This window comes from Telluria sp. RB2R28 (assembly GCF_059685835.1).
In genome coordinates this window covers 994,719-1,019,743 of the sequence record NZ_JCASIK010000001.1, presented here as the reverse complement: position 1 = coordinate 1,019,743, position 25,025 = coordinate 994,719, and the positions used below count along the sequence as shown (strand labels likewise).

Genomic DNA, 25,025 nt, shown 5'->3' with positions numbered 1-25,025 from the left:
CTGACCTTGAAACCGCTGCTGCTTGTACCTGTCATCTCCAGCTTTTTTGCAGGTGTGCCAATATAACCAGAATGTTGTCTCGAATCAAAGCAATCTGCGGAAACAAGTGCAATTTACGTGCCTGCTGGCAAATCCGACAAGCGTTGCGTAAACAGCGCGCCCGCGTCGAGCGCTCTTGATTTCCCAAGTGCAACATTCGATAATGGGTGGTAGCCACCGCCCCAGCTCGCATGGGCCGCCTCCCGCCGTTTGGACACCGCTGTCCCCCGCCATGATTGTCACCTCAGGACACTTGATTACCGGACTGCTCGCGCACGCCTCGAGGCAGACCGGACTGCGGCCACGACTGCGGACTGGAATGCGCCGCGCATTGGTAGCCTGCAGCGTCACACTGGTGCTCGGCGGCGCACTGGCAGCGCCGCATCCGGCTTCGCGCCTCGAGGACATTGCCGTCATCGCTGAACAACATCATGGGCAGGCCCGCACCCTGCTGGTGCAGGAAGGCCCGGCACTGATCGCCGGCGCGTCCTATGCGGTGCGGATCCGGTATCTGTTCCTGCTGCGCCGGGTACAGGTCGATGGCGGCAATTTCCGCGAAGCGTACGAGACCAACGAACAGATCATCAAGTTGGCCACGACCGCGCACGATTCACGCAACCTGGCACTGGCCAGCCTGGGCCGCGTGGTTCGCCTGATTGAAAACAATGATCCCGCCGCTGCGCTGGCCTTGCTGGAAACGCTGGGCGCCCGCTACCGTGATCTCGACAGTCTGGAATTCAAGGCCGGGTTCGATGCACTCCAGGGCGCCGCCTTCAGCGCCGTCGGCCAGTACGATCGCGCGCTGCAGCGCTTCCTGCCCGCGCTCGAGCTGGTCAACAACCATCCCGACCTGTGGAGTCCGCGCAAAGCCGATATCCTGCTGGCCATGGCGCGCATGTACGTCAACGCGCGCGATCCCGTGCGCGCGCTCGAGGTGCTGCGCGAAGTGCGCGCCAGCAAGGCAAGCCTGCCGCCGCGGCTGGATGCGGCGGCGTCGTTCTTCGAAGGCCGTGCGCTCATTACGCAAGACCAGCCCGATGCCGGCCTGGTGGCGCTCGAGCGGGCGCTCGGGCTGGCGCAAACGCATCAACTGCTGTCGGTCCAGGCCAATGTGCTGGGCAATATTGCCAACGCCTACCTCAAGCTGGGCCGCTACGCCGAGGCCGAAAGGGCCGCGCGCGCCGCCTTGACCCCTGCTAAAGACAGCGAAGACAGGATCAGCCTGCAGATGGCAACAGCGAACCTGGGCTTTGCGCTGTTCGGCCAGCGCCGCTATCAGGAAGGCATGCACCTGGTCGACGAGGTCAGCGCGGCCATGCGCCACGCCGGGGCCCTGTCCACGCTGGGGCGCATTCTGGCCGAAAAAAGCCAGGCACTGGAGCGGGCTGGCCGTTTCAAGGAAGCGCTTGCCACGCTGCGCGAGCGCGAAACGGTCATGCAGCAACTGGCGCTGAATGACCGCAACAAGGCGATCTCGGCGCTGCAAGAACAGTTCAAGTCGCGCGAGCGCGTGGCCCAGATCGACAGCCTGCGCCTGGAAAACGCCGCGAAGGACGCCGCACTGCGTCACCGCACGCTGATCCAGACGGCCGCATCGCTGGGGACCGCGCTGGCGCTGCTGCTGTGCTCCGGCGTGCTGTGGCTGTATCGAAAATCGGAACGTACCGGCCAGCGCCTGTCGGAACTGAACGCCGAGCTGGCCCACCATTCGGCGCACGACCCGCTGACCGGGCTGCACAACCGGCGCTCGTTTCAGGACCGCATGCGCAGCCGCACCGGCGAAGCGGCGCCGCAGCCGGACGCCGCAGACTGCTTCACGCTGCTCGACATCGACCATTTCAAGCGCATCAACGACGACTACGGCCACGCGGCCGGCGACGCCGTGCTGGTCGAAGTGGGCAAGCGCCTGCGCGCCACGCTGCGTGAGTCGGACATGGTGCTGCGCTGGGGCGGCGAAGAATTCCTCGTGTATTCGCAGGGCGTCACGCCGGCGCAACGGCCGCTGCTGGTGCAGCGCATCCTCGACGCGCTGGCGAGCGCCCCGGTCCTGCTGGCGGACGGCACACTGCTGGCCATCAGCGCCACGGCCGGCGCCGTGGCGCTGCCGTTTGCCACCGATGAAGATGAGCTGCCAGCGCCGTCGATGGATTGGCAGCAAGCCATTGCGCTGGCCGATCGCGCCATGTACAAGGGCAAGGAAGCAGGCCGCAACCGCGCGTATATCGTGGCCGGCCTGCGGCGCCCGGAAGGCGCCCTCGAGCTCGACCTGGTGTTGCCGGGCGTGGCAGCCTGAAGGTAGACCTGGGCCTGGACCTGGACCTAGACCGGCAGCGGGGTGCGGCGCGCGTTGACGGCCGCCACGGTCTGCAGCAGCGCCGCCGGCACCAGCGGCTTGGCCAGAAATTCATCGAATCCTGCCGCCAGCACCTTCTGTTCGTCTTCCTTGCGCGAAAACGCGGTCAGTGCGATCACCGGCACGCTGGCGATCAGGCGATCCGGCAAGGCCCGCACCTTGCGAATGAAATCGAACCCGTCGATGACCGGCATGCCGATGTCGCTGATGATCAGGTCGGGCCGGTACAGCGCGATCAGGTGCAGCGCTTCCTGGGCGCCGGTGGCGGTCAGTATCCTGGCCTGGCTGGGCGCCAGCACGGCCTGCACCAGTTCGAGCGAATCGAGCGCGTCGTCGATCACCAGTACTGTCAGGCCCTGCAGCGCCAGCGCCGTCAGCGGCAAGCCTGGCGCAGGCGCCGCCGCGGCGGGCGCCGGGGCGCAACCGCTTGCCAGCGGCATGCGCAGCGTGAAGGCCGCCCCCTGCCCTTCGCCCGCGCTGGCCACGCTCAGCGTACCACCCTGCAAGTCGATCAGCTGGCGCGCAATGGCCAGCCCAAGGCCCAAGCCGCCATGGCGCCGTGAAGATGAGCCATCGGCCTGGCGGAAGCGGTCGAACACGAATGGCAGGAACGCGGCCGGGATCCCGGCGCCGGTATCCTGCACGGTGATCACGCTGGCGTCCGCGAGGGTGCGCAGCGTCACGGTCACGACGCCGCCCGGCTCACTGAACTTGATGGCATTGGACAGCAGGTTCACCATCACCTGCTGCATACGGCCGCTGTCGCCGAGGATGCGCCCAGCCCCGGCGTCGAGATCTGCGAGCAGCGTCACCTGGCGCGCCAGGGCTGCCGGCCGCGTCGTGTCGAGCGCAACGTTGATGAAGTCAGGGGGCGACAGTGGCACGGTATCGATGCGTACCTTGCCGGCCAGCAGGCGGCTCATGTCGAGCATGTCTTCGATGAGTTCGGACTGCGCGCGCGCATTGCGCTCGATCGTGGAAAGGCCGCGCTTGAGCGACGCGTCATCGCGCCCGCCCTGCAACAGCAATTGCGACCAGCCGAGCATGGCGTTGAGCGGCGTGCGCAGCTCGTGCGACAGCGTGGCCAAAAAATCATCCTTCATCTGGCTGACATTTTCCGCGTCGAGCCGCGCCTGCTGCTCGATCAGGAACAGCTTCTGACGCTCGGCCGCGGCGACGAGCGAGGCGGCAATCGTCTGGTTGCGCTCCTCGAGGCGCGCGTCGAAAATCGTTGCCAGCAGCGTGATGCTCAATAGCGCCACCGTCGTGACCGTAACCAGCGCCGCCAGGTAATCCTGGTCGACGCCCACCAGCGCCGCGCCGCAGACACTGCCCGGCGCAAAGTTCGCGGCGGCCATGCCGGTGTAGTGCATGCCGGCGATCGCGCCGCCCATGACGACGCTGGCCGCCAGTTGCAGCGTGCGGCGCGAGCGGGCGCCCTCCTGCATGCGCATGCCGATCTGCAGCGCCAGCGCCGACGCGCCGATCGCGATCGCGACCGAGAGTCCGAACAGCCAAGGCGAATAGGTGATCGCAGGATGCATCTGCATGCTGGCCATGCCGGTGTAATGCATGGCATTGATGGCAAGGCCCATCAGCAGCGCACTGGCGACAAGATGCCGCGGGCGCACCGTGTGGTATCGCAATTGCCAGAGCGCGAGGCCAGACGCCACCACCGGCAACAGCCACGAGACGAAGGTCGTCGTGGTGTCGTAGCCGATCGGCAGCGGCAGGCGAAACGCCTGCATCCCGACGAAGTGCATGGCCCAGATACCGCTTCCCATGGCCATGGCGCCGCCGGCCACCCAGACATACCGTGTACGTCGCTGCGCCTGCCTGACGCGCATGGCCAGACTCAGTGCAGTGTACGACGCAAGTATGCCGACCAGAATCGAGACGACGACCAGCAAGGGTTGGTAATGCCCATTCACCATGAAAGCTTCGCTGCTTGAGTGTTTCGGACGCCGGCACGTGCCTGGAGGCACGGTGTATGCCGCGTGGTTGTACGACAAGTGTACAGGGCGAAGCCACGGGCGCGGTTGGATTCCGGTCGTCTTGCGACCTGTTTGACCGCGTTTTTGTGACAATAACGCATGTCAAAAACATGCGTGACGGTCGGCGGGCTGACAGGCTAATCGGCGCGAAGGGGGATGCACAATGCAAAAAAGGCTTGCACAGTAAAGTGCAAGCCTTTTTGGTCAACCATATTCGTTGGTGGGAAGTGCAAGTTTCGAACTTGCGACCCCTGCAGTGTGAATGCAGTGCTCTACCCCTGAGCTAACCTCCCAGCGAGGCCGTATTATGCCACAGCCGATAAATTATGCCAAATGGCAATCGACTGCGTGCATCCGGTTGGCGCACCGTAAAAACCTGCACAGAAACGAACAAGGCCAGCATCTCTGCTGGCCTTGCAAATTCTTGGTGGGAAGTGCAAGTTTCGAACTTGCGACCCCTGCAGTGTGAATGCAGTGCTCTACCCCTGAGCTAACCTCCCGAAGCGAGGCATATTATGGCACAGAATTTTCTTGGCGTCACCCCTGCGCCGCGCAATCAGCTCACTTAATCAGCTCACTTAATCAGGCCCCGTAAGTCCGCCAGACGCAGTTGCCCTTCACACTTTTGTCCAGGCCAGCCAGAACCGTATCGTGCTCGGCCAGTTCATCGCTGCTGGCCGCCACGACGATGATCTCGCCCAGCGGCACGATCTCGAGCGCCTCACCGTCGTTGCTCGTCTCTTCTTCCACATCCATGGTCAGCGAATTCTGGCCACGCGTCATCGCCAGGTACACATCGGCCAGCAATTCCGAATCGAGCAGCGCGCCGTGCAGCTTGCGGTGCGCGTTCGAGATGTCGTAGCGGTCGCACAGCGCGTCGAGCGAGTTGCGCTTGCCGGGATGCAGCTCTTTCGCCTGCACCAGCGTGTCGATGACGCCGGCGCAATACTGGACGAACGGCGGCAGCCCCATGCGCGTGAACTCGGCGTTCAGGAAACCCAGGTCGAACGGCGCGTTGTGGATGATGACCTGCGCGCCCTGGACAAAGTCACGCAGTTCGTGCGCGATCTCGTGGAACTTCGGTTTGTCGCTCAGGAACTCGGTCGTCAGGCCGTGCACGGCCAGCGCGCCCTCGTCCGACTCGCGCTCGGGATTGATGTAGCAGTGGTAGTTATTGCCGGTCAGCTTGCGGTTGAAAATTTCAACGCAGCCGACTTCGATGACGCGGTCGCCGGTGCGGGGGTTCAGGCCTGTGGTTTCGGTATCGAGAACGATCTGACGCATGGTGCAATTCTTCAAAGTGGGTGCGGGCGCAGTATAACAACTGCGGCGGCGGGATGCTCAGCAGCGGCTGCTCAGCGCCGTACCGATGCAGCGCCCTTGTTGGCCAGCACATCGGCACGCTCGTTGCCCGGGTGGCCATTGTGGCCGCGCACCCAGCGCCATTCGACGGCGTGCTGCTGCTGGGCCAGGTCAAGGGCCTTCCACAGGTCTTCGTTTTTGACGGGCTCTTTCGCCGCCGTCTTCCAGCCACGCGCCTTCCAGCCGTGGATCCACTCGGAGATGCCTTTCTGGACGTACTGGCTGTCGGTGTGCAGCACGACCTCGCATGGCCGGTTCAGCACGCCCAGCGCTTCGATCACGGCGCGCAATTCCATGCGGTTATTGGTGGTGTTGGGTTCGCCGCCGAAGATTTCCTTTTCGTGCCCGTTCGACACCAGGAGCGCGCCCCAGCCGCCCGTGCCCGGATTGCCCTTGCAGGCGCCGTCGCTGAAAATCTCGACGCGGGTCGGGTTGACGTCGCTCTTTGCTTCAGTCATTGCCTCAGTCGTTGTTTCGTTCGTTAAGTCGCTCATGCCCTGCTAATCACTTTCTATTCGTTCAATGCGGTTTGCCGCCGGCACTGCCGCCGGCCGCTTGCTGGTTTTCTTGTTCCATGCGGGGCCGATCAGATGCATGCCCTTGACGCGCTTGATCGCATGCACGACGTAGACGGCGCCAAGATATGGCCACCAGCGCCCGCCGGCCGATTCCATCATCGCAAAGCGGCTGAGCCAATGGGCGGTGCGGCATGGTGGCGCATAACAGCCGAAGTGGCTGCGCGTCGCGCTCAGGTTGAGCAATTTTAGCCAGTCTTTCAGGCGCGGCATAGAAATGAATTCGCCCGTGTCCGGCAAGTAGCCATTGCGCGTGACCCGCCCGATCCCCTGGCGCATGCCCCACAGGCTGGCCGGATTGAAGCCGCAGATGATGACCTGCCCTTCGGGAATCAGGATGCGTTCGACTTCGCGCAAGACCTGGTGTGGTTCTGCAGCGAACTCGAGCACGTGCGGCAGCACGACCAGGTCGATGCTGCTCGACGCAAATGGCAGCTCGGCGAAGTCGGCCGCGGCGGCGATCTGGCGGCCGCTTGAGGCAAACGCGAGCTCGTCCGCATTCGACGTGCGCGTGGCCACCTGCCACCGGTTGGGCATGCGGCTAGCGGCCAGCGCATCGAGCTGCGGCACGCCAATCTGCAGCGCGTTGTAGCCGAAAATATCCGCCGTCAGTTCCTCGAGGCAGGCTTGCTCGAATGCGCGCACGTACGCGCCGGCTGGCGATTGCAGCCAGTTGTCGAGCGCTATAATGGATTTCTCGGCAGCGCTATCCATGCCACCTCTTGACCATACACATGACCATGACACCTCCACGGCAGCCGGCCCTGTCGGTAATGACAGTGCCGGCCTTCAAAGACAATTACCTCTGGCTGGTTCACGACGGCACCCATGCAGCCATCGTCGACCCGGGCGACGCAGCACCGGTACGCGCGGCGTTGGCCGCGCACGACCTGCGCCTGACTGCCATTCTACTCACCCATCATCATGCTGACCATATCGGTGGCGTGCCCGCCCTGCTGGCTGAATGGGATGTGCCGGTGTTCGGCCCGAAGAACGACGGCATCGATGGCGTGACGCACCCGTTGGCGCAGGGCGATCGCATTACCGTGCCGGGCATTGACCTGACGCTCGATGTGCTGGATGTACCGGGCCATACGCTGGGGCACATTGCCTATGTGCGACGCGATGCGGACGCGCCCTGGCTGTTCTGCGGCGACACGCTGTTTGGGGCCGGCTGCGGACGCCTGTTCGAAGGCACGCCGGCGCAGATGGCCGCGTCGCTGGAGCAATTGGCGCAGTTGCCGGACGAGACGCTGGTGTATTGCGCGCACGAATACACGATGTCGAACCTCGCATTCGCGCAGGCCGTCGATGGCGGCAACACGGCACTGGCTGCGCGCGTTCAAGCCGATGGGGCCAGCCGCGCTGCCGGCCAGCCGACCATCCCCTCGACGATTGCGCTGGAAAAAGCCACCAATCCGTTCCTGCGCACGACGAGCGCGCCAATCGTGCGCAGCCTGATCGCTGCCAGCCGCGTGACTGAAGGGGCAGCGCCGCTCGAAGTGTTCACAGCGCTGCGGGAGTGGAAGAATACGTTCTGACGCGGCGTCAGATTTCTTCGTACAGCGGCAGCGTCAAAAATTCCGCGAACGCCTCTGCCGTCGACATCTCTTCGAAGATGGTGGCGGCGCGCTCGTAGCTCGCGTGCGTGCCATCGGCCGCCACCAGCTTCACATTCTCCAGCTCCTCCGGAATCATCGCGCGCACCATGTCGGCCGTGACCTTGCGGCCGTCTTCCAGCACGCCCTTGGCTGACCGGATCCACTGCCACACCTGCGAGCGGCTGATTTCGGCCGTCGCGGCGTCTTCCATCAGATTGTGGATCGGCACACAGCCATTGCCGGCCAGCCAGGCGCCCAGATAGTGGATGCCGACGTTGATGTTGTAGCGCAGGCCCGCCTCGGTGATCGGCGCTTCCGGCTTGAAGTCAAGCAATTGCGCGGCCGTCACGACGACGTCGGGTCGCTGCTTGTCGAACTGGTTCGGCCGCTCGCCCAGCACCTTGGTGAATTCTTCCATCGCCAGGCCCACCAGCCCCGGATGTGCGACCCAGCCGCCGTCATACCCATCGGTCGCATCGCGCGCCTTGTCGTTGCGCACGCCGCCCATCGCGATCTCGTTTTTCTCCGGATCGTTCTTGATCGGGATCAGCGCGGCCATGCCGCCGATGGCCGGCGCGCCCCGTGCATGGCAGGTCTTGAGCAGCAGCAGCGCGTAGGCGCGCATGAACGGCGCCGTCATCGTCACTTTCGCGCGGTCGGCCAGGCAGAAATCGTTGTCGCGCTTGAACTTCTTGATGCACGAGAAAATGTAATCCCAGCGCCCCGCGTTCAGGCCAGCGCTGTGCTCGCGCAGCTCGTACAGGATTTCGTCCATTTCGAACGCGGCCAGGATGGTTTCGATCAGCACTGTCGCCTTGATCGTGCCCTGCGGGATGCCGAGCAGGTCTTGCGTCATGACGAAGATGTCGTTCCACAGCCGCGCTTCCAGGTGCGACTCGAGCTTCGGCAGGTAAAAGTACGGACCGGCACCCCGTGCCAGCAATTCTTTCGCGTTATGGACCATGAACAGCGCGAAGTCGAAGATGCCGCCCGAGACGCGCTTGCCGTCGACCAGCACGTGTTTTTCATCCAGATGCCAGCCGCGCGGACGCACCAGCAGCGTGGCCACCTTGTCGTTCAGGCGGTACGACTTGCCATTTTGTTCGAGCGAAATGGTCTTGCGGATCGCATCGAACAGATTGATCTGGCCGCTGATCTGGTTATCCCAGTTGGGCGTGTTCGAATCCTCGAAGTCGGTCATGTAGCTGTCGGCGCCCGAATTCAGCGCGTTGATGACCATTTTGCGCTCGACCGGGCCCGTGATTTCGACGCGGCGGCAATGCAGCGCGGCCGGAATGGGCGCGATGCGCCAGTCGCCGTCGCGCACTGACGCGGTCTCGGGCAGGAAATCCGGACGCTCGCCGGCATCCAGGCGCTCTGCCCGCTCGGCACGCGCGGCCAGCAGGGCCTGGCGCCGCGGCTCGAATGCGCGCGTCAGCGTGGCCACCAGCGCCAGCGCGTCGGGTGTCAGGATCTGCTCGTAGGCCGGCTGGATGGTGCCGGTAATTTCCATGCCTTGGGGGATGCTGAGGGACATATCGACTCCTGAAGATGAATGAAAATCGCGTGCGGCGCTGCGCCGGGACTGGCCCTGCTTGGCGTTCCTGTTGGCATCCAGTATATTCACCCGCGTAACGCTAAACGAGACAAATACGCACTTCATCTGTGTGTTTTTGTATTAAATCAACGCCAGCAGCAGGATCGTTTGCATGAGCAAGTTCACCCAGATGGCCACCTTTGTCGAGGTCGTGGCGCGCGGCAGCCTGTCGGGCGCGGCGCGCGCCGAGGGCATTGCACCAGCGATGATCGGGCGCCGGCTCGACGCACTGGAGGCCCGACTGGGCGTCAAGCTGCTGCGCCGGACAACGCGCAAGCTCGTGCTGACCGACGAAGGCGTGGCGTTTCTCGAGGATTGCCAGCGCATCCTGGCCGAGGTCAACGAGGCAGAATCGGCGATCTCGGAGCGCAGCGGTCGTGCATCGGGCCACCTGACGGTGTCGGCCCCGGCCGGCTTTGGCCGTCAGCACGTGGCGCCGCTGCTGCCCTCGTTCCTGGCCGAGCACCGCGACGTGACGGTCAACCTGAACCTGAACGACCGCGTCATCGACCTGATCGGCGATGGCGTCGACGTCGCCATCCGGATTGCCCGCCTGGGCGACTCGAACCTGGTGGGCGTGAAGCTGGCCGACAACGGGCGCGTGCTGGTTGCCGCGCCCGCTTACCTGAAGCGCCACGGGACGCCACGCACACCGGGAGACCTGGCGCGCCATAACTGCCTAGCAATGAGCAGCGAAGGCAGCCAGCGCGGCTGGACCTTTCTCGAGAACGGCAAACCCGTCACGCACAAGGTCAGCGGGAATATGGTCTGCAACGACGGCGCCGTGCTGCACGCCTGGGCGCTGGCCGGCAAGGGCCTGGCGTGGCGTTCGATGTGGGAAGTGGGCGAGCAGATCGCCAGTGGCGAACTGTGCACGGTGCTGGACGCCTTCGCGGCGCCCGGCAATGACATCCACGCCGTGTTCGCGCAGCGCCGCCACCTGCCGCTGCGTATCCGCGCCTTCGTTGACTTCCTGCGCCGCAGCTACGCGGCGCCCGACTACTGGCGTCAACGCTGACGCGCGGCCCCCAAGCGAAAACGCGAAAGGTACAGACGAAAAAAATCCCCGGCAGTTCCGGGGATTTTGGTCTCGCAACGCCTGTTAGGCGATTACAGAGGCTGGATGTTCGAGGCTTGCTTGCCCTTAGGGCCGGTGGTCACGTCGAACGAGACGCGCTGGTTTTCCTGCAGCGACTTGAAGCCGTTGCTCTGGATAGCCGAGAAGTGCGCGAACAGATCTTCGCCGCCTTCATCAGGGGTGATGAAGCCGAAGCCCTTCGAGTCATTGAACCATTTAACGATGCCAGTTGCCATTACAATTTCCTATTTCGGTTAGTTGGGCTTGCGCCCGTTTTAGATCGTTTGAAGAAGCAAGAAAGAAATGACAGACAGACTGCACTACTACCTCGAACCCAACGATCCCACATTATACCGAATATTTCTCGCGCATGCCCTGTTCGTTGAATAAAAATACGTAAGTAGGCCTACGATTCCTAGTGTCAATAAATACGACAGCGGGATTTTTTAATTCGGTATGCAGCAAAGAATAGAGGCAAGGACGGTTAATTTGTTTGCGCTTGATCAAATTCCGGTCTGCCCGACAATTGTGCGCGCGGCTTGCGCGGCCTGTATTTCAGGTCAGTGCCTTGGGGTCGCGCAGCGCAGCGGCAATGTACTCGTCGAGCTCGGCGCGCCAGGCTTGCCACTCGCCCGCGGCCACGGCATCGAATGCCCGCAGCACGCGCAGCCGCTGTTCGAGCAGGCGCGCGTGATGGCCCAGGCCGCGAAACCCGAAGGTCGCTGCTGAACCAGCCAGCGTGTGGAGCATCGCCTGCAGCTCCCCGGCTGGCCCGGCCGGGTCGAACCCGGGCGCGCCGGCCGGTGCGAGTTCTTGCGACAACTGCGCCAGGCGCCCGAACGTGGATGGCAGGCGCGCCGCGAACTTGTCGTTCAGTTCGGCCAGGCGGGCGAAGAATTGCTGGTCAGCCGGCTGCGTCATGGTCATGCCGGCCTTACTTGGTGCCGAAGATACGGTCGCCCGCATCGCCCAGGCCCGGGATGATGTAGGCGTGTTCATTCAGGTGCGAGTCCAGCGAAGCGACGTAGACCTTGACGTCCGGATGCGCGTCCTGCACCACCTGGATACCTTCGGGCGCCGCGACCAGCGCCAGGAACAGGATCTGCTCGTCCGGCACGCCGCGCTTTTTCAGCACGTCGATCGCGTGCACCGCCGAGTTGCCAGTGGCAATCATCGGATCGCACAGGATGAAGGTGCGATCGGTCGTGTCCGGCAAGCGGACCATGTACTCGACCGGCTCATGCGTATCAGGATCGCGGAACACGCCGATGTGCCCGACGCGCGCCGATGGCACCAGCTCCAGCAGGCCATCGCTCATGCCGATACCGGCGCGCAGGATCGGCACCACGGCCAGCTTCTTGCCGGCGATGACTGGCGCATCGATCGTCACCAGCGGCGTGCGGATCTGGCGCGTCGTCAGCGGCAGGTCGCGTGTGATCTCGTAACCCATCAGCAGCGTGATTTCGCGCAGCAGTTCGCGGAACGTGCGCGTCGACGTATCGTGCTCGCGCATGTGCGACAGCTTGTGCAGGATCAACGGGTGGTTCAGGATGAAGAGGTTCGGGAAGCGCGGATCTTGGTTCATGGCGGGGCTCGACGCAGTCGATGAAGCTTGTAAGCCAGCATTATCACAGGCACAACGTAATTTGTCCCGGCTCTGGCCGAAATAATTCTGGGTCGACGCTGCCAGCATGCAGTTGCCGACGGTCTGCGGTCCCCTGCCCGTCAGCCGTCCGTCTTCGCCGTTCATCATGCCGGATGACGCAGGCAGCCTGGTCCAGCACATGAATGTGTCACGATGACACAAATCTGGTTGCATTAAAGCATTAAATTAAGCGATAGATATTTTCTACTCAGCAATAATCAGCGACAATACGCAGACGCCGGGCTTGCCTGTGAACCTGCAGGATGCACACAGGCGCAGGCCGGCAAGCGAACGCGCCGTACGTTGCTCATTCTGATGCAGTACGGAATTTTTCAGTGATAGACTCGTCCCTGGTTTGTTGCCCGGCACGGATAACAAGATGATATCGGCATGGTTCGAGCATGCCGCGAAACGAGAGCCCTGACCGACCATGCTGACCCCACCTTCCGCAGCTTCCCATCCGCCGACGGCGCACCTGCCGCCGGCGACGCTGCTCGACGGTCTGCTGGAGAGCGCGGGCGACGCCGTGTTCCGGGTGGTGCCCAGCGGGACGATCCGGGCCGCAGGCACCCGAGCCCAGCGCCTGCACGGGTATGCGCCGGGCTGTTCGCTGGTCTCGCTCGTGCACGATGTCGACCAGGCGGCTTTGCGCCACGCACTGGACGGCGCCGCGACGGCGCACGAAGCAGCGCTGGTCGAAGCGCGCTTTCGCAGCGGCGAGCGTGACATCTGGTTCGAACTGCGCATTGCCCAGCTGACCACGGGCGACGATGCGCAAATCCTCGTGATCGGGCGCGACATGTCGGCGCAGCACGCGACCGAAGAGCGGCTGCGCCACATGGCGACCCACGACGCGCTGACCGAATTGCCGAACCGGCTGCTGCTGGCCGACCGCATCCGCGTCGTGATCTCGAATGCGCGCCGGTCCGGCCAGGGCTTTTCGGTTGTCGCGATCGGCATGGATGGCTTCAAGAAGGTCAACGATGGCCTGGGCCACCCGCTGGGCGACGCCGTGCTGCAGATGGCCGCCACGCGCCTGCGCCGCGTCTTGCGCGACAGCGATACGCTGGCGCGCGTCGGTGGCGATGAATTCGTCGCCGTGCTGCCCGGCACCTTCGGCGACGCCCAGATCAAGCTCGTGACGGGGCGCCTGATGGCCACGCTGCAGTCGCCGTTCGAGACGGGTGTCCACACGATCTACCTGGGCGCCTCGATCGGCGTGACGGTGTACCCTGACCACGCCGAAGACGAGGTGCGCCTGGTGACGCTGGCCGACGCCGCGCTGTCGCGCGCGAAGGAGACCGGCAAGGGCCGCATGGTGCTCTACAGCCCGCGCGACCAGGGCCCGCCCGAGCACGACATCTCGCTCGAGGCGGCCATGTTCAAGGCCGTGCGCGAAGGCGAGTTTCTGCTCTACTACCAGCCGATCGTCGACGCCCGCACGAAGGTCATCGAAGGTTTCGAGACGCTGATGCGCTGGAAGCACCCGACGCTTGGCATGGTGCCGCCGGTGCGCTTCATCCCGATTGCCGAAAACAATGGCCTGATCAACCTGCTGGGCGCCTGGGCGCTGAAGGCGGCCTGCATGCAGATCCGCCAGTTCCAGGAAGTGGCGGGCCGCGAGCTGTACATCTCGGTCAACATCAGCCCGCGCCAGTTCCGCAGCGACCGTTTTCTGTCGGAGCTCGACGACGCGCTGGCGATGTCCGGCGCCCAGGGGCACCAGCTGGTGCTGGAAATCACCGAAGGCACGCTGATGGTCGACCCGGCCCACGCCGAGGCCGTCATGGCAAAAATGGTCGAGCGTAACGTCCGCATCGCGATCGACGATTTCGGCACCGGCTATTCGTCGCTGGCCTACCTGAAGCGCTTCCCGATCTCGGTGCTCAAGATCGACCGCGCATTCGTCAAGGACCTGCCCGGCTCGCACAAGGACGCCGCCATCTGCAAGGTCGTGCTCGACCTGGCCCGCCACCTGAGCCTGGCGGTCGTGGCAGAAGGCGTCGAAACCGAAGACCAGCTGGCCTGGCTGGACGAACAGGGTTGCCACTATGTCCAGGGCTACCTGACGGGCAAGCCGATGCCGGCCAACGTGGCCGTCACGGCCCTCAAGGAAAACCTCTATACCGCTCTTCTGCCGGCTGACACCCGGACAGGGAAACCATGACCACACCAATGACCACCGCGCGCTCGGCGAAAGCGCAAGCCACTCTCGCCCTGCTGTGGGAACGCATTCGCCGCCAGGGCGACATGCCCGGCTTCACCAAGGCCATCAATGCCATCCTGGCGTCGATGCGCGGCGAAGACGAGCGCGATTTCTCGATGACGCAAACCGTTCTGTCCGACCCGGTGCTGACCCAGAAGGTCCTGCGGCTGGCCAACAGCAGCATGTACGCGGCGTTCGGACAACACGTCAACACGATTTCCAGGGCCGTGCTGGTGCTGGGTACCGAAAGCATCGGCCACCTTGCGCTGGGGCTCAAGCTGATCGAGGAGCTCGGGCGCAGCACGCCGGACACCGAGATCGCGCACATCGAGATGGAAAAAGCCGTGCTGGCCGGGATGGTGGCGCAGCAACTGGCCACCGGCGCGCAGGTGCGCAATCCCGAAGAAGCCGTGGTCTGCTCGATCCTGCACTCGCTGGGCCGCATGATGATCACGTTCTACATGCCCGAGCGCTGGACCCTGATCCAGGCGGGGGCAGCGGGCGGCGACGACACGGCGGCGGCCCATGATGTGCTCGGGTTGCATCTCGAGGAACTGGGCCGCGCCACCGCCGCTCACTGGGGCCTGCCCGGCAACCTGGTGGCCGGCATGCGCCGCGTCGAACCGGGCGAACGGGATGAAGGCTTCGACCACGACGACTGGCTGGCGGCGCTGGGCACGATATCCACCCGCGCCGCCGACGCGCTGTGGGCCGACGACGCCGCGGGCGCCGGCAAGGTGGCCGAGCTGGCCGAACAGTTCGCACCGATGCTGGGGATCTCGCCGGCAGGCATCCTGGCTTCGATCGACAGGGCCCGGACCGAAGCGGCGGCCGATCTGTCGATCGCGCCGCTAGCCCGGCCGGCCGAGAAACGCGCGCGCCTGGCCGCAGCCACGCGCGACCGCATCGCCGGCAACCAGATCCTGATGGGCGGCGTGGCCGACATGCGCGACGCGGGCCTGAACGCGACCGCCGGCCAGATGATGTCGCTGGCGCTGGAAACGATGCACGAGGGGCTGTCATTCTCGCGTTCGTTTGCCTTCCTGCGCAACCGGCGCGAAGGACGCTACGCTGCGCGCCTGGCGCTGGGCGAGAACGCCAAGGCGCTGCAGCATGACCTGACCTTCGACGACACCTTTGAGGCGAACGTATTCCACGCGGCGCTGGCGAGCGACCGCGTGATCTTCATCGAGAATGCGCACGACGCCAAGTTCGCGGCCAAGCTGCCGGACTGGTGGAAGGACACGCTGTCGGAGGCGCGCTGCTTCATCGTGATTCCGCTGTGCGCACACGGCCAGCCGGCCGGCTTCATTTATGGCGACTGGGACGGCACCTATCCGCAGGTGATCCTGAGCCAGACGGAATTTGGACTGCTCAACGACCTGCGCACGCTGGTCGTGCGCACGGTGGAGCGCCGCCACCAGATGGACGCGACCGCGACCCGCGCCTGAGCGGGCGGGCCTGGCAGAGCGCTCAGGTGCAGTCCCCGGCCGTTACGTCAGGCGGGGCGTGGCGACCTTCACGTCGCCGCACTGCGCGCGGTGCATCAGGGCGTGATCGATCAGCACCAGCGCCAGCATGGCTTCGGCAATGGGCGTTGCGCGGATGCCCACGCACGGGTCGTGGCGACCGAAGGTTTCCACCAGCGCCGGATTGCCTTCCTTGTCGATCGAACGGCGTGGCACGCGGATCGACGAAGTCGGCTTGATCGCCAGCGACACCGTGATGTCCTGCCCCGTTGAGATCCCGCCCAGCACCCCACCGGCATGGTTGCCGATGAAACCTTGTTGCGTCAATTCGTCGCCATGCTCGGAACCGCGCTGCGCGACCGAGGCGAAGCCGGCGCCGATTTCCACGCCCTTGACGGCATTGATGCCCATCATCGCGTAGGCAATGTCGGCGTCGAGCTTGTCGTAGATCGGCTGGCCCCAGCCAACCGGCACGCCGCGCGCGACGACGTCGATGCGCGCGCCGATCGAGTCGCCATCGCGGCGCAACTGATCCATTGCATCTTCCATGCGCGCCAGCAGCGCGGCGTCGCCCGTCGCAGCGAAGAACGGATTGGCGTGCACGTGCTCCCAGCCGTCGAACGGCACGTCGATGTCGCCCAGCGCGCGCATGCAGCCCATGAATTCGGTCCCATACTGCTCGCGCAGCCACTTCCTGGCGACGGCGCCGGCGCCCACCACCGGCGCCGTCAGGCGCGCTGACGAACGCCCGCCGCCGCGCGGATCGCGCACGCCGTACTTGTGCCAGTACGTGTAGTCAGCGTGGCCGGGCCGGAAACTCTCGGCGATATTGCCGTAATCCTTGCTGCGCTGGTCTTCGTTGCGGATCAGCAGCGCGATCGGCGTGCCGGTCGTGACGCCCTGGTAAACGCCGGACAGGATCTCGACCCGGTCGGGCTCCTGGCGCTGCGTGACGTGGCGCGACGTGCCGGGTTTGCGGCGGTCGAGGTCGGCCTGGATATCGGCTTCGGTCAGCGCCATGCCGGGCGGGCAGCCATCGATGACGCAACCGATCGCGGGACCGTGCGATTCGCCAAAAGTGGTGACGGAAAACAGCTTGCCAAATGTATTGCCGGACATGGATATGGAGGGGTGCGGTTTAATCGAAAAAGCATTTTAACAGGCCATCCGGGGAGCAGAAACGGACAATCTGCAATCGACCCTCGCCAAAATGTTTCTGTCAGGATATATTTACCAATATATATTCATTCTTCAACGATCGCCGACTCACTTTCCTGTTTACAAATGCCTATATACTCGACGTATACATGCCAAGCCTCCCTGGAGACGTAGCACATGCCAGCTTCGACGCCGCCCTCCGATGCACCGCAGAATGACCCACTGAACGATGACCTCGTCTTCGCCGACGAAGTCGATGCCATCGACGTCAGCAGACGGCCACCGTGGCGCATCCTGATCGTCGACGACGATGCCGATGTCCATTCGACGACCACCTTCGCGCTGGACAACGTCGTCATGCAGGGCCGTGGGCTGGCCTTCCTGCATGCCTACTCGGCTGATGAAGCATTCGCACTGCTGGGCCGCGAAAGCGAGATCGCCGTCATCCTGCTGGACGTGGTGATGGAGCGCGCCGATGCCGGCCTGCAGCTGGTGCGCCGTATCCGCGACGAACTGGACTTGCATGACGTGCGCATCATCCTGCGTACCGGCCAGCCCGGTTATGCGCCCGAGATGGAGGCGATCCGTGGTTACGACATCAACGATTACCGCACCAAGTCGGAACTGACCCGCACCAAGCTCTATACCGCCGTGGCCGCCGCCATCCGCTCGTACGAACAACTCTGCGCGCTCGAAGCAAATCGGGTCGGCATGGAGCGCATCGTCGCGGCCTGCGCGCAGTTGATGGCGCTGCACGGCGTGCGCGACGTGGCATACGGCATCCTGGCCCAGGCCGCCGGGCTGGTCGGGCAGCGAGTCGACGGCGTGCTGTGCACGCGGGAGTTCAGCGATGGCACTGGCACCGGGGCCTTCGGCCCGCTGTCCGTGGTGGCCGCCTGTGGCGACAGCCGCGACCTCGATGGCTGCGAGCTCGGCGCGCAGTACGGCGATCCGCACGTGACCCGGCTCGCATTGGCCGCCCAGCGCACGCTCGCGCAGCGCGGCTGCACGACCGACGACGGCATGCTGACCTTGTTCTTCCCTGGCAAGGCCGGGCGCGATTTCGTGGCCTGCATGCCACTCGAACGCGCGATCAGCGACGTCGAGACGCGCCTGCTGAAGGTCTTTTGCGGCATGGTGGCCGTCAGCCTCGACAATTGCGAACTGGTGACCGACCTGAACAAGTCCGCGTTCCACGACCCGCTCACCGGCCTGCCCAACCGCACGCGCATGATTGAACTGATCGATGCCACGCTGGCCGCCGGCGCCGACAATGACGCCGTGCTGGCGCTGGTCGACATCGACCACTTCGCCGAAACCAATGACGCGCTCGGGCACCGCTTCGGCGACCTGCTGCTGGCCGCCGTTGCCCAGCGCCTGTCCACGCGCCTGGCGTCCCCGCTGGCGCCCGGTCTCGCACCGACCGTGCATATCGGCCGCATCGGCGGCGACATCTTCTGTGTGCTGGGCAGTGCCGACCTGGTCCGGCCGGCCGCGCTGCAGACCCTGTTTCTCGACGCATTCCACATCGATGGCCAGGGCGTGCAGGTGTCGTCGACGCTCGGCCTCGTCTGCCTGCGCGAACACGATGGCAGCGGCGCCGATGCACTCAAGGATGGCGACATCGCGCTCAAGCGTGCCAAGCTGCAGCAGCGCGCCGGCCACTGTTATTTTTCGCGCAGCATGGGCATCGAGATTCGCGAGCGGGTGCGCATGATGCATGCGCTGCGCAGCGGCTTCCAGCGTGGCGAACTGTTTCTTGATTACCAGCCGCAGATCGACCTGGTCACCAATCGCGCCGTCGGCGCCGAGGCGCTGCTGCGCTGGCGCCAGCCGGACGGCAAGCTCGTCCCGCCCGACCGTTTCATCCCGATTGCCGAATATTCGGGCCTGATCGTCGAGATCGGCGAATGGGTGCTGCGCCAGGCCTGCACGGAACTGCTACGCCTGCGCGCTGCCGGCCACACGGCATTTACGATGTCGGTCAATGTCTCGCAGGTGCAGTTGCGGCATCCGCACTTTCTCGACATGCTGCGCCGCGCGCTCGACGATACGGGCGCGCCGCCCGACTTCATCGAACTGGAAATCACGGAATCGATGGCCATGGAAGAGCCGGCCGCGCTCATCGAAAAACTGGCGCACGTCAAGCGCACCGGCGTCTCGATCGCAATCGACGATTTCGGCACCGGGTTTTCCTCGTTGTCGCACCTGCAGCGGCTGCAGGTGGACCGGCTCAAGATCGACCGCACGTTCGTCACCGAGATTACCGGCTCGGCGCGCGGCAGCAGCATCGCGCAGATGGTGGTGCAGCTGGGCCGCAACCTGGGCTTGTCGGTGATTGCAGAAGGTGTGGAAGACGAGCGCCAGGCGCAGATCCTGCGCGAACTCGGTTGTCCGCTGGCCCAGGGTTACCTGTATTCGCGGCCGTTGTCGCCCGAGGCGCTGCTGGCCTGGCTGGCCGGTGAGTCGGTCACGCGCGCGGCGTGACCGTTGGGGTGGTCAGTCCGGGGCGTTCTGCTCGGCTGGCCAGTCGCGGATATAGGCCTTGAGCATGCGGTTTTCAAAGCTTTGCGCTTCCAGCACCGCGCGCGCCACGTCGTAGAACGAGATCACGCCCAGCAGCGTGCGCGCGTCCATCACCGGCAGATAGCGCGCGTGCTTTTCCAGCATGATGCGGCGCACCTCGTTGACCTCGGTGTCCGGCGTGACGGTGATCGGGCTGTCGTCCATGTGACGGCGCACCGTGCCGGCACCGACTGCGCCGCCATTCGCGTGCAAGGCCTTGAGCACTTCACGGAACGTCAGCATGCCCACCAGGTCGCCGTATTCCATCACGACGAGCGAGCCGATATCGTTCTCGGACATCGTGGTTACGGCCTCGACCAGGGGCTGGTCAGGCGTCACGGTGTACAGGATATTGCCCTTCACTTGCAGGATTTCCGAAACTTTCATGCTGGCCACCCCCGCGCGGTCAATACTGCTGTTGGATAAATTTGTATAAGGCATAACGCCGACTGTAGCCTATGCCCGGTAAAAAATCCAGCATTGCGCCACCTCAAGGTGCGGGCACGGCCGCAGAATGGTGCAGTGCAGATTGCGCAAATAGCCAACGCTGCTAGGATGGCGCTCTTCCATCCAGACAGGCTATCTGACATGCAATTCACGATCGACGGGCATACCGCCTTTTGCCATACCGGCGACAACCCGTTCGACCCGGCGCTGCCCACGGTCGTGCTGGTGCACGGCGCCCTGAACGACCACACGGTGTGGACGCAGCAAAGCCGGGCGCTGGCCGCGCGCGGCTTTGCCGTGCTGGCGCCCGATTTGCCCGGCCATGGACATAGCAGCGGGCCGGCCCTGCGTTCGGTCGCGGCGCTGGCCGACTGGCTGATCGCCCTGCTCGATGCGGCGGGCGTCGAGCGTGCGCTGCTGACCGGTCACAGCATGGGTTCGCTGGTCGTGCTGGAAGCGGCGTCCCGGGCGCCGCAGCGCGCCGCCGGCCTGGCCTTGCTGGGCGCCACGTTCCCGATGAAGGTGGCCGACGCCCTGCTTGCCACGGCGCTCGAAGATCAGCAGGCCGCCATCGACATGGTCGTGACCTGGTCGCATGCGGCATGGAGCGAACCGTCAGTTGCCGACGCCGCGCGTGACATGATGCAGGGGCTGGCAGCCGGTAGCAGTGAGCCGTTGCTGCACATCGATCTGGCCGCGTGCAATGCGTACGCCAACGGCATGACGGCCGCCGCGACAGTCACCTGTCCGGTCGTGTTCGTGCAGGGAGCGCAGGACAAGATGACGCCGCCGCGCAAGGCTGCTGCACTGACCGATGCGATTGCCCATGCAACCATCGTCACGGTCGATACGGGCCACGCAATGATGCAGGAAGCGCCCGAGACGGTGTCGAACGCGCTGCTGGCACAGGCTGAACGACTGATCAGCTGACCGGCTCGGCAGCTGCGTCGACGTCGGCTGCGGCGTCCCCGGCATCGCCAGTGTCGCCGAAGTGCTCACGCAGGGTTTCGCCCAGCCCGGCCTCGACCGCCTCTTCGACCCGGCGCGCCAGCGCGCCGGTGTCGAGCGACAGGGCGGTATCGGGGCTGGCCTCTTCTTCGCGCTGCACGGCCTCCTCCACCGCGAAGTCGAACACGAACAGGCGGTACACGTCGGCCAGACGCAGCGTATCCGGGTCGGCCAGCAGCACCCAGTGCTCCTGACTGGCGCGCTTGGTGTGGCGCCAGCTGATCTTCGCCGGCGCCTGGTCGTGCACGCGCCCGACCCAGCCTTCGGCCACCATCCGGTGCAGCAGGCGCGCCAGTTCGTTGTAACCGATGCGCGTGTGATGGCGGATGGTGCTGCCGGACACGAGCGCCGTGCCACTGAGCTTGGCGCTGCCGTGCAGGACCTTCAGCACCGACATCGCGTCGACGAAGGCGCCGCCGGGCGCGGCCTGGTACCACCAGCGTTCGTATTTGACGACCGGCAGCGCCGCCGTCAACAAGGCGCCCACCAGCGTGATCATCCAGGTGACATAGATCCAGACCAGGAACAACGGCAGCGCGGCCAGCGCGCCGTAGATGATCGCGTAGGTCGGAAACTGGCGGATAAACAGGCCAAACACGCGCTTGGCGACTTCGAACGCGATCGCGGCGGCGAGCGCGCCCCAGAACGCGTCGCGCCAGGTGACATGGCGATTCGGCACCGCCACGTACAGCAGCGTGTAGCCACCTGTCGTCGCGGCAATCGAGGCCAGCGTGAAGGCCAGCGTGGCCAGCACGCTGGCATCGCGCTCCAGCCCGCCGGTGACGTCCACCAGCTGCGACGTGAAACTGAGCGACGCGCCGAACAGGATCGGACCCAGCGTGATCAAGGCCCAGTAGACCAGCAGGCGCTGGGTCCACGGACGGGGCTGGCGCACGCCCCAGATCTGGTTGAAGACCCGCTCGATCAGGCTCATGGTCGCGGCCGTCGTAAACAGCAGCGCCACGGCGCCCAGCGCCGACAGGCCCTTGGCCTTGCTGGCAAACTGCGTCAGGTTGCCGCTGATCGTGCTGGCAATGGCCGGCGGCATCAGGTTCTGCACGAACCACGCGTCGACCATCGTGCGCACCTGGCCGAACGCCGGGAACATCGTGAAAATGGCCAGCACGATCGTGAGTAGCGGCACCAGCGCCAGCGTGGTCGTAAACGTCAGGCTGCCGGCAACCTGCGGCAGGCGCTCTTCACGCAGACGGCGCAGCGCAAAGCGCACGAGATCTTTGGCCTCGGCCCGTGTCAGGCCGCGTTCGAGGCTGCCGTCGGCGCTGTCGGCGCCGGGGTGGGACAGATGGTGGGAAGGATGCTGCGGCGGTTGGTTCGGCATGGCCATGAAAATACCCGATTCAGGCCGCGAATTGGGCGTCAACCCGGGCATGTCACTTCAACAAAGCGCACTATAATACCAAGGATGAACACGATCCCTTTGAGCATCCTGGTTTTGTACTACTCCCGCCACGGCGCCACACGCAAGCTGGCAGAGCTGATCGCCCAGGGCGTCGACAGCGTCCCCGGCGCCGAAGCGCGCCTGCGCACCGTGCCCGCCGTGTCATCGGTGGCGGAAGCAACTGCCCCGTCGATTCCCGAGGATGGCGCGCCGTATGTCGAGGCGGCCGACCTGGCCGAATGTGCGGGCCTCGCGCTGGGCTCGCCCACGCGCTTTGGCAATATGGCCTCGAGCATGAAGTACTTTCTCGACGGCACGGCCGCCGAATGGGTCAATGGCACGCTGTCCGGCAAGCCGGCCGTCGTGTTCACCTCCACCGGCAGCCTGCACGGCGGGCAGGAGGCGACACTGCTGTCGATGATGATTCCGCTGCTGCACCACGGCATGCTCGTGATGGGCTTGCCCTACACGCACCCCGAACTGATGAATACCGCGAGCGGTGGCAGCCCGTATGGCGCCACCCACTGGGCCGGCGTCGATGGCAAGCGCGCCATCACCGAGGACGAGCGCGCCTTGTCGATCGCGCTTGGTCGCCGCCTGGCAACCGCGGCCCTTAAACTGCACGAAGGTCAATAATGGGCAAAGGCAGAGTCTTTCATATCGGCGCGGTACTCAGCCTGGTCTGGCTGATCGGCTGGCTGGTGGCGTGGGAAGCGTTCGTCGCACCGCTGCAGCCGGGCAGCTGGCTGCTGGCACTGAAAGCGCTGCCGTTGCTGCTGCCGCTGCGTGGCGTGATCAAGCGCGACCTGTACACGCTGCAATGGTCGTCGATGCTGATCCTGATCTACTTTGCCGAAGGCGCCGTGCGGGCCTGGGCCGATACCAGCCCGCTGTCGCGCCAGATGGCCATCGGGGAAGTCGTGCTGGTGGTCGTGTTCTACGTCTGCGCCCTGCTGTATCTGCGCCCGTTCAAGAAGGAAGCGCAGCGCATGGCCAAGGAACTGCTGGACAAGGTCAAAGTCCCGCATGGTTGACCAGTCAGCGGCCGCCTTCCTGCAAGGGCTGCGCTCCATCGTGGGCGTCGACCACGTCATCACGATTGATGCCGACATGGCGGGCTACCTGGCCGACTGGCGCGGCCGCTACAGTGGCCGTGCGCGCGCCGTCGTTTTGCCGCTGGACACCGATCAGGTCGCTGCAATCGTGCGCCTGTGCGCTGATGCCGGTGTTCCCATCGTCCCGCAAGGCGGGCGCACGGGCCTGGTCATGGGCAGTGTGCCCGATACGTCGGGCGACGCCATCGTGCTGTCACTGCGCCGCCTGAACCGTATCCGCGCGATCGACCCGGCCAACCGCACCATGACGGTCGAAGCCGGCTGTATCCTGGCCGACATCCAGGCCGCCGCCGCAGGGGCCGGCATGCTGTATCCGCTGTCGCTGGCCGCGGAAGGGTCATGCACGATTGGCGGCAACCTGTCGACCAATGCCGGCGGCACCGCCGTGCTGCGTTACGGGAACACGCGCGACCTGTGCCTGGGCCTCGAAGTCGTCAACGCCGAGGGCGCCGTCTGGGATGGGCTGCGCGGCCTGCGCAAGGACAACACGGGCTATGCGCTGCGCGACCTGTTCATCGGCGCCGAAGGCACGCTGGGCGTCATCACGGCGGCCGTGCTAAAACTGTTTCCGGCGCCGCGCGGCATGCTCACGGCCCTCGTCGCGCTGGACTCGCCGCGCCAGGCGCTGGCACTATTGAACTTGCTGCAGGCGCGCTGCGGCGCGGCGCTGACGGGCTTCGAGCTGATGTCAGCCGTCTGCATGGATCTGGTCGCGCAACAGTTCCCTGCCCTGCCACAACCGTTCGCGACGTGCCACCCGCAGTATGCGCTCGTGGAATTGTCGAGCAATGAATCCGAGGCACATGCGCAGGCGCTGCTCGAATCGGGCATCGGCGCCGCGCTGGAAGACGGTATCGCGCGCGACGCCGTCGTGGCAACGTCCAGCCAGCAAGCGCTTGGCCTGTGGCGCCTGCGAGAACACATCCCCTTGGCGCAGGCGGCTGCGGGCAAGAACATCAAGCACGACATCTCGCTGCCGGTCTCGACGATTCCGGATTTCATCGCGCACACCGACGCCGCACTCGAGCGCGCGTATCGCGGTTGCGTCCTGGTGACGTTCGGCCACCTGGGCGATGGCAACCTGCACTACAACGTCGCGCCGCCACCCGGTGTCGCGCACGACACCTTTCTGCTGCAGCAAGATGCCGTCAACCGCATCGTGCACGACGCGGTGGTCGCGTTTGCCGGCTCGATCTCGGCCGAGCACGGCATCGGCGCGCTGAAACGCGACGAACTGGCGCGCACCAAGTCGCCGGTCGAACTTGGCATGATGCGTGCCATCAAAGCCGCGCTCGACCCGCTGGGCATCATGAATCCCGGGAAAATACTATGACCGGGAGCCTGCCATGCGTTGCCTGTGGTGCATTGTGTTGTGCGCGACGTGCTGCGCCATGTGCCGTCTGGCCATGGCAGG

Annotated in this window: 21 protein-coding genes and 2 tRNA genes; 10 read left to right on the top strand and 13 right to left on the bottom strand. The window is 65.0% G+C overall.

Annotated features, from left to right (window positions below):
* The first annotated feature begins 358 nt into the window (after positions 1–358).
* On the top strand, positions 359–2,332 hold the full coding sequence (locus AC56LV_RS04570) for a GGDEF domain-containing protein (RefSeq protein WP_499556239.1): 1,974 nt from the start codon (positions 359–361) through the stop codon (positions 2,330–2,332).
* Between the two features lie 26 nt (positions 2,333–2,358).
* Here AC56LV_RS04570 and AC56LV_RS04565 read toward each other — a convergent pair whose 3' ends face one another.
* The 6 genes from AC56LV_RS04565 to AC56LV_RS04540 form a co-directional block, all read right to left on the bottom strand.
* Positions 2,359–4,326: an MHYT domain-containing protein gene (locus tag AC56LV_RS04565; protein ID WP_499556238.1), complete on the bottom strand. Its 1,968-nt coding sequence runs from the start codon at positions 4,324–4,326 to the stop codon at positions 2,359–2,361.
* Positions 4,327–4,604: 278 nt separating this feature from the next.
* Positions 4,605–4,679 (bottom strand) — tRNA-Val (locus AC56LV_RS04560).
* Between the two features lie 132 nt (positions 4,680–4,811).
* Positions 4,812–4,886, bottom strand: a tRNA-Val gene (locus AC56LV_RS04555).
* An 82-nt stretch (positions 4,887–4,968) separates the two neighbouring features.
* Positions 4,969–5,670, bottom strand: coding sequence for a DNA polymerase III subunit epsilon (gene dnaQ / locus AC56LV_RS04550; RefSeq protein WP_499556237.1), 702 nt, complete (start codon positions 5,668–5,670; stop codon positions 4,969–4,971).
* Positions 5,671–5,741: 71 nt separating this feature from the next.
* Entirely contained in the window at positions 5,742–6,206 is a 465-nt protein-coding gene (gene rnhA / locus AC56LV_RS04545) for a ribonuclease HI (protein ID WP_499556236.1), read from the bottom strand.
* Positions 6,207–6,248: 42 nt separating this feature from the next.
* Positions 6,249–7,037 carry a class I SAM-dependent methyltransferase gene (locus AC56LV_RS04540; RefSeq protein WP_499556235.1) on the bottom strand — a complete coding sequence of 263 codons (789 nt, stop codon included), beginning with the start codon at positions 7,035–7,037 and terminating at the stop codon, positions 6,249–6,251.
* Between the two features lie 26 nt (positions 7,038–7,063).
* On the opposite strand from AC56LV_RS04540, the gene gloB reads away from it, so the two are divergent.
* A complete protein-coding gene (gene gloB / locus AC56LV_RS04535) occupies positions 7,064–7,864 on the top strand; it encodes a hydroxyacylglutathione hydrolase (RefSeq protein ID WP_499556779.1) in 801 nt (266 codons plus the stop codon).
* Positions 7,865–7,871: 7 nt separating this feature from the next.
* On the opposite strand, the gene aceB is transcribed toward gloB, so the two are convergent.
* Entirely contained in the window at positions 7,872–9,461 is a 1,590-nt protein-coding gene (gene aceB / locus AC56LV_RS04530; protein ID WP_499556234.1) for a malate synthase A, read from the bottom strand.
* Positions 9,462–9,633: 172 nt separating this feature from the next.
* On the opposite strand from aceB, the gene AC56LV_RS04525 reads away from it, so the two are divergent.
* Positions 9,634–10,539 (top strand): LysR family transcriptional regulator, encoded by a 906-nt coding sequence (locus AC56LV_RS04525; RefSeq protein ID WP_499556233.1) that lies wholly within the window; start codon positions 9,634–9,636, stop codon positions 10,537–10,539.
* Positions 10,540–10,631: 92 nt separating this feature from the next.
* Here AC56LV_RS04525 and AC56LV_RS04520 read toward each other — a convergent pair whose 3' ends face one another.
* From AC56LV_RS04520 to upp, 3 genes are all read right to left on the bottom strand, one after another.
* Positions 10,632–10,835: a cold-shock protein gene (locus tag AC56LV_RS04520; protein WP_137176112.1), complete on the bottom strand. Its 204-nt coding sequence runs from the start codon at positions 10,833–10,835 to the stop codon at positions 10,632–10,634.
* A gap of 319 nt (positions 10,836–11,154) precedes the next feature.
* Entirely contained in the window at positions 11,155–11,526 is a 372-nt protein-coding gene (locus AC56LV_RS04515; protein WP_499556232.1) for an Hpt domain-containing protein, read from the bottom strand.
* Between the two features lie 7 nt (positions 11,527–11,533).
* Positions 11,534–12,184: a uracil phosphoribosyltransferase gene (gene upp, locus AC56LV_RS04510; RefSeq protein ID WP_499502106.1), complete on the bottom strand. Its 651-nt coding sequence runs from the start codon at positions 12,182–12,184 to the stop codon at positions 11,534–11,536.
* Between the two features lie 490 nt (positions 12,185–12,674).
* Here upp and AC56LV_RS04505 point away from each other — a divergent pair, with 490 nt between their 5' ends.
* Both AC56LV_RS04505 and AC56LV_RS04500 read left to right on the top strand, forming a co-directional pair.
* Positions 12,675–14,411 carry a putative bifunctional diguanylate cyclase/phosphodiesterase gene (locus AC56LV_RS04505; protein WP_499556231.1) on the top strand — a complete coding sequence of 579 codons (1,737 nt, stop codon included), beginning with the start codon at positions 12,675–12,677 and terminating at the stop codon, positions 14,409–14,411.
* On the top strand, positions 14,408–15,901 hold the full coding sequence (locus tag AC56LV_RS04500) for an HDOD domain-containing protein (protein ID WP_499556230.1): 1,494 nt from the start codon (positions 14,408–14,410) through the stop codon (positions 15,899–15,901). Before AC56LV_RS04505 ends, AC56LV_RS04500 begins: the two co-directional genes overlap by 4 nt.
* A 42-nt stretch (positions 15,902–15,943) precedes the next feature.
* Here AC56LV_RS04500 and aroC read toward each other — a convergent pair whose 3' ends face one another.
* The gene (gene aroC / locus AC56LV_RS04495; RefSeq protein WP_499556229.1) at positions 15,944–17,038 is read right to left on the bottom strand and encodes a chorismate synthase; all 1,095 of its coding nucleotides are present in this window, start codon (positions 17,036–17,038) and stop codon (positions 15,944–15,946) included.
* Between the two features lie 216 nt (positions 17,039–17,254).
* On the opposite strand from aroC, the gene AC56LV_RS04490 reads away from it, so the two are divergent.
* Positions 17,255–19,564 (top strand): GGDEF/EAL domain-containing response regulator, encoded by a 2,310-nt coding sequence (locus tag AC56LV_RS04490; RefSeq protein WP_499556228.1) that lies wholly within the window; start codon positions 17,255–17,257, stop codon positions 19,562–19,564.
* A gap of 12 nt (positions 19,565–19,576) precedes the next feature.
* On the opposite strand, the gene AC56LV_RS04485 is transcribed toward AC56LV_RS04490, so the two are convergent.
* Positions 19,577–20,029 carry a CBS domain-containing protein gene (locus tag AC56LV_RS04485; protein ID WP_343028101.1) on the bottom strand — a complete coding sequence of 151 codons (453 nt, stop codon included), beginning with the start codon at positions 20,027–20,029 and terminating at the stop codon, positions 19,577–19,579.
* A 201-nt stretch (positions 20,030–20,230) separates the two neighbouring features.
* Between AC56LV_RS04485 and AC56LV_RS04480 the strand changes: the two genes are divergently transcribed.
* Positions 20,231–21,019, top strand: a complete 789-nt coding sequence (locus tag AC56LV_RS04480; RefSeq protein ID WP_499556227.1) for an alpha/beta fold hydrolase — start codon at positions 20,231–20,233, stop codon at positions 21,017–21,019.
* Here the strand turns inward: AC56LV_RS04480 and AC56LV_RS04475 are convergent.
* Positions 21,012–22,442, bottom strand: coding sequence for a YihY family inner membrane protein (locus tag AC56LV_RS04475; protein ID WP_499556226.1), 1,431 nt, complete (start codon positions 22,440–22,442; stop codon positions 21,012–21,014). The two genes, AC56LV_RS04480 and AC56LV_RS04475, sit on opposite strands and share 8 nt — an antisense overlap.
* Positions 22,443–22,520: 78 nt before the next feature.
* Between AC56LV_RS04475 and wrbA the strand changes: the two genes are divergently transcribed.
* From wrbA to AC56LV_RS04460, 3 genes are read left to right on the top strand one after another with little or no spacing between them, the layout of a single operon-like run.
* A complete protein-coding gene (gene wrbA / locus AC56LV_RS04470; RefSeq protein ID WP_499556225.1) occupies positions 22,521–23,132 on the top strand; it encodes an NAD(P)H:quinone oxidoreductase in 612 nt (203 codons plus the stop codon).
* A complete protein-coding gene (locus AC56LV_RS04465) occupies positions 23,132–23,530 on the top strand; it encodes a DUF2069 domain-containing protein (protein WP_499502097.1) in 399 nt (132 codons plus the stop codon). The genes wrbA and AC56LV_RS04465 overlap by 1 nt, the downstream gene beginning before the upstream one ends.
* The gene (locus AC56LV_RS04460) at positions 23,523–24,944 is read left to right on the top strand and encodes an FAD-binding oxidoreductase (protein WP_499556224.1); all 1,422 of its coding nucleotides are present in this window, start codon (positions 23,523–23,525) and stop codon (positions 24,942–24,944) included. Before AC56LV_RS04465 ends, AC56LV_RS04460 begins: the two co-directional genes overlap by 8 nt.
* Positions 24,945–25,025: the final 81 nt, after the last annotated feature.

Coding starts and splice junctions, on each gene's coding strand:
- AC56LV_RS04540 (WP_499556235.1), bottom strand. CDS start 7,037: ATGGATAGCGCTGCCGAGAAATCCATTATAGCGCTCGACAACTGGCTG.
- AC56LV_RS04475 (WP_499556226.1), bottom strand. CDS start 22,442: ATGGCCATGCCGAACCAACCGCCGCAGCATCCTTCCCACCATCTGTCC.
- AC56LV_RS04525 (WP_499556233.1), top strand. CDS start 9,634: ATGAGCAAGTTCACCCAGATGGCCACCTTTGTCGAGGTCGTGGCGCGC.
- AC56LV_RS04460 (WP_499556224.1), top strand. CDS start 23,523: ATGGTTGACCAGTCAGCGGCCGCCTTCCTGCAAGGGCTGCGCTCCATC.
- AC56LV_RS04515 (WP_499556232.1), bottom strand. CDS start 11,526: ATGACCATGACGCAGCCGGCTGACCAGCAATTCTTCGCCCGCCTGGCC.
- wrbA (WP_499556225.1), top strand. CDS start 22,521: ATGAACACGATCCCTTTGAGCATCCTGGTTTTGTACTACTCCCGCCAC.
- aroC (WP_499556229.1), bottom strand. CDS start 17,038: ATGTCCGGCAATACATTTGGCAAGCTGTTTTCCGTCACCACTTTTGGC.
- AC56LV_RS04565 (WP_499556238.1), bottom strand. CDS start 4,326: ATGGTGAATGGGCATTACCAACCCTTGCTGGTCGTCGTCTCGATTCTG.
- aceB (WP_499556234.1), bottom strand. CDS start 9,461: ATGTCCCTCAGCATCCCCCAAGGCATGGAAATTACCGGCACCATCCAG.
- AC56LV_RS04570 (WP_499556239.1), top strand. CDS start 359: ATGCGCCGCGCATTGGTAGCCTGCAGCGTCACACTGGTGCTCGGCGGC.
- AC56LV_RS04485 (WP_343028101.1), bottom strand. CDS start 20,029: ATGAAAGTTTCGGAAATCCTGCAAGTGAAGGGCAATATCCTGTACACC.
- upp (WP_499502106.1), bottom strand. CDS start 12,184: ATGAACCAAGATCCGCGCTTCCCGAACCTCTTCATCCTGAACCACCCG.
- AC56LV_RS04490 (WP_499556228.1), top strand. CDS start 17,255: ATGCCAGCTTCGACGCCGCCCTCCGATGCACCGCAGAATGACCCACTG.
- rnhA (WP_499556236.1), bottom strand. CDS start 6,206: ATGACTGAAGCAAAGAGCGACGTCAACCCGACCCGCGTCGAGATTTTC.
- AC56LV_RS04500 (WP_499556230.1), top strand. CDS start 14,408: ATGACCACACCAATGACCACCGCGCGCTCGGCGAAAGCGCAAGCCACT.
- AC56LV_RS04480 (WP_499556227.1), top strand. CDS start 20,231: ATGCAATTCACGATCGACGGGCATACCGCCTTTTGCCATACCGGCGAC.
- AC56LV_RS04520 (WP_137176112.1), bottom strand. CDS start 10,835: ATGGCAACTGGCATCGTTAAATGGTTCAATGACTCGAAGGGCTTCGGC.
- dnaQ (WP_499556237.1), bottom strand. CDS start 5,670: ATGCGTCAGATCGTTCTCGATACCGAAACCACAGGCCTGAACCCCCGC.
- AC56LV_RS04465 (WP_499502097.1), top strand. CDS start 23,132: ATGGGCAAAGGCAGAGTCTTTCATATCGGCGCGGTACTCAGCCTGGTC.
- gloB (WP_499556779.1), top strand. CDS start 7,064: ATGACACCTCCACGGCAGCCGGCCCTGTCGGTAATGACAGTGCCGGCC.
- AC56LV_RS04505 (WP_499556231.1), top strand. CDS start 12,675: ATGCTGACCCCACCTTCCGCAGCTTCCCATCCGCCGACGGCGCACCTG.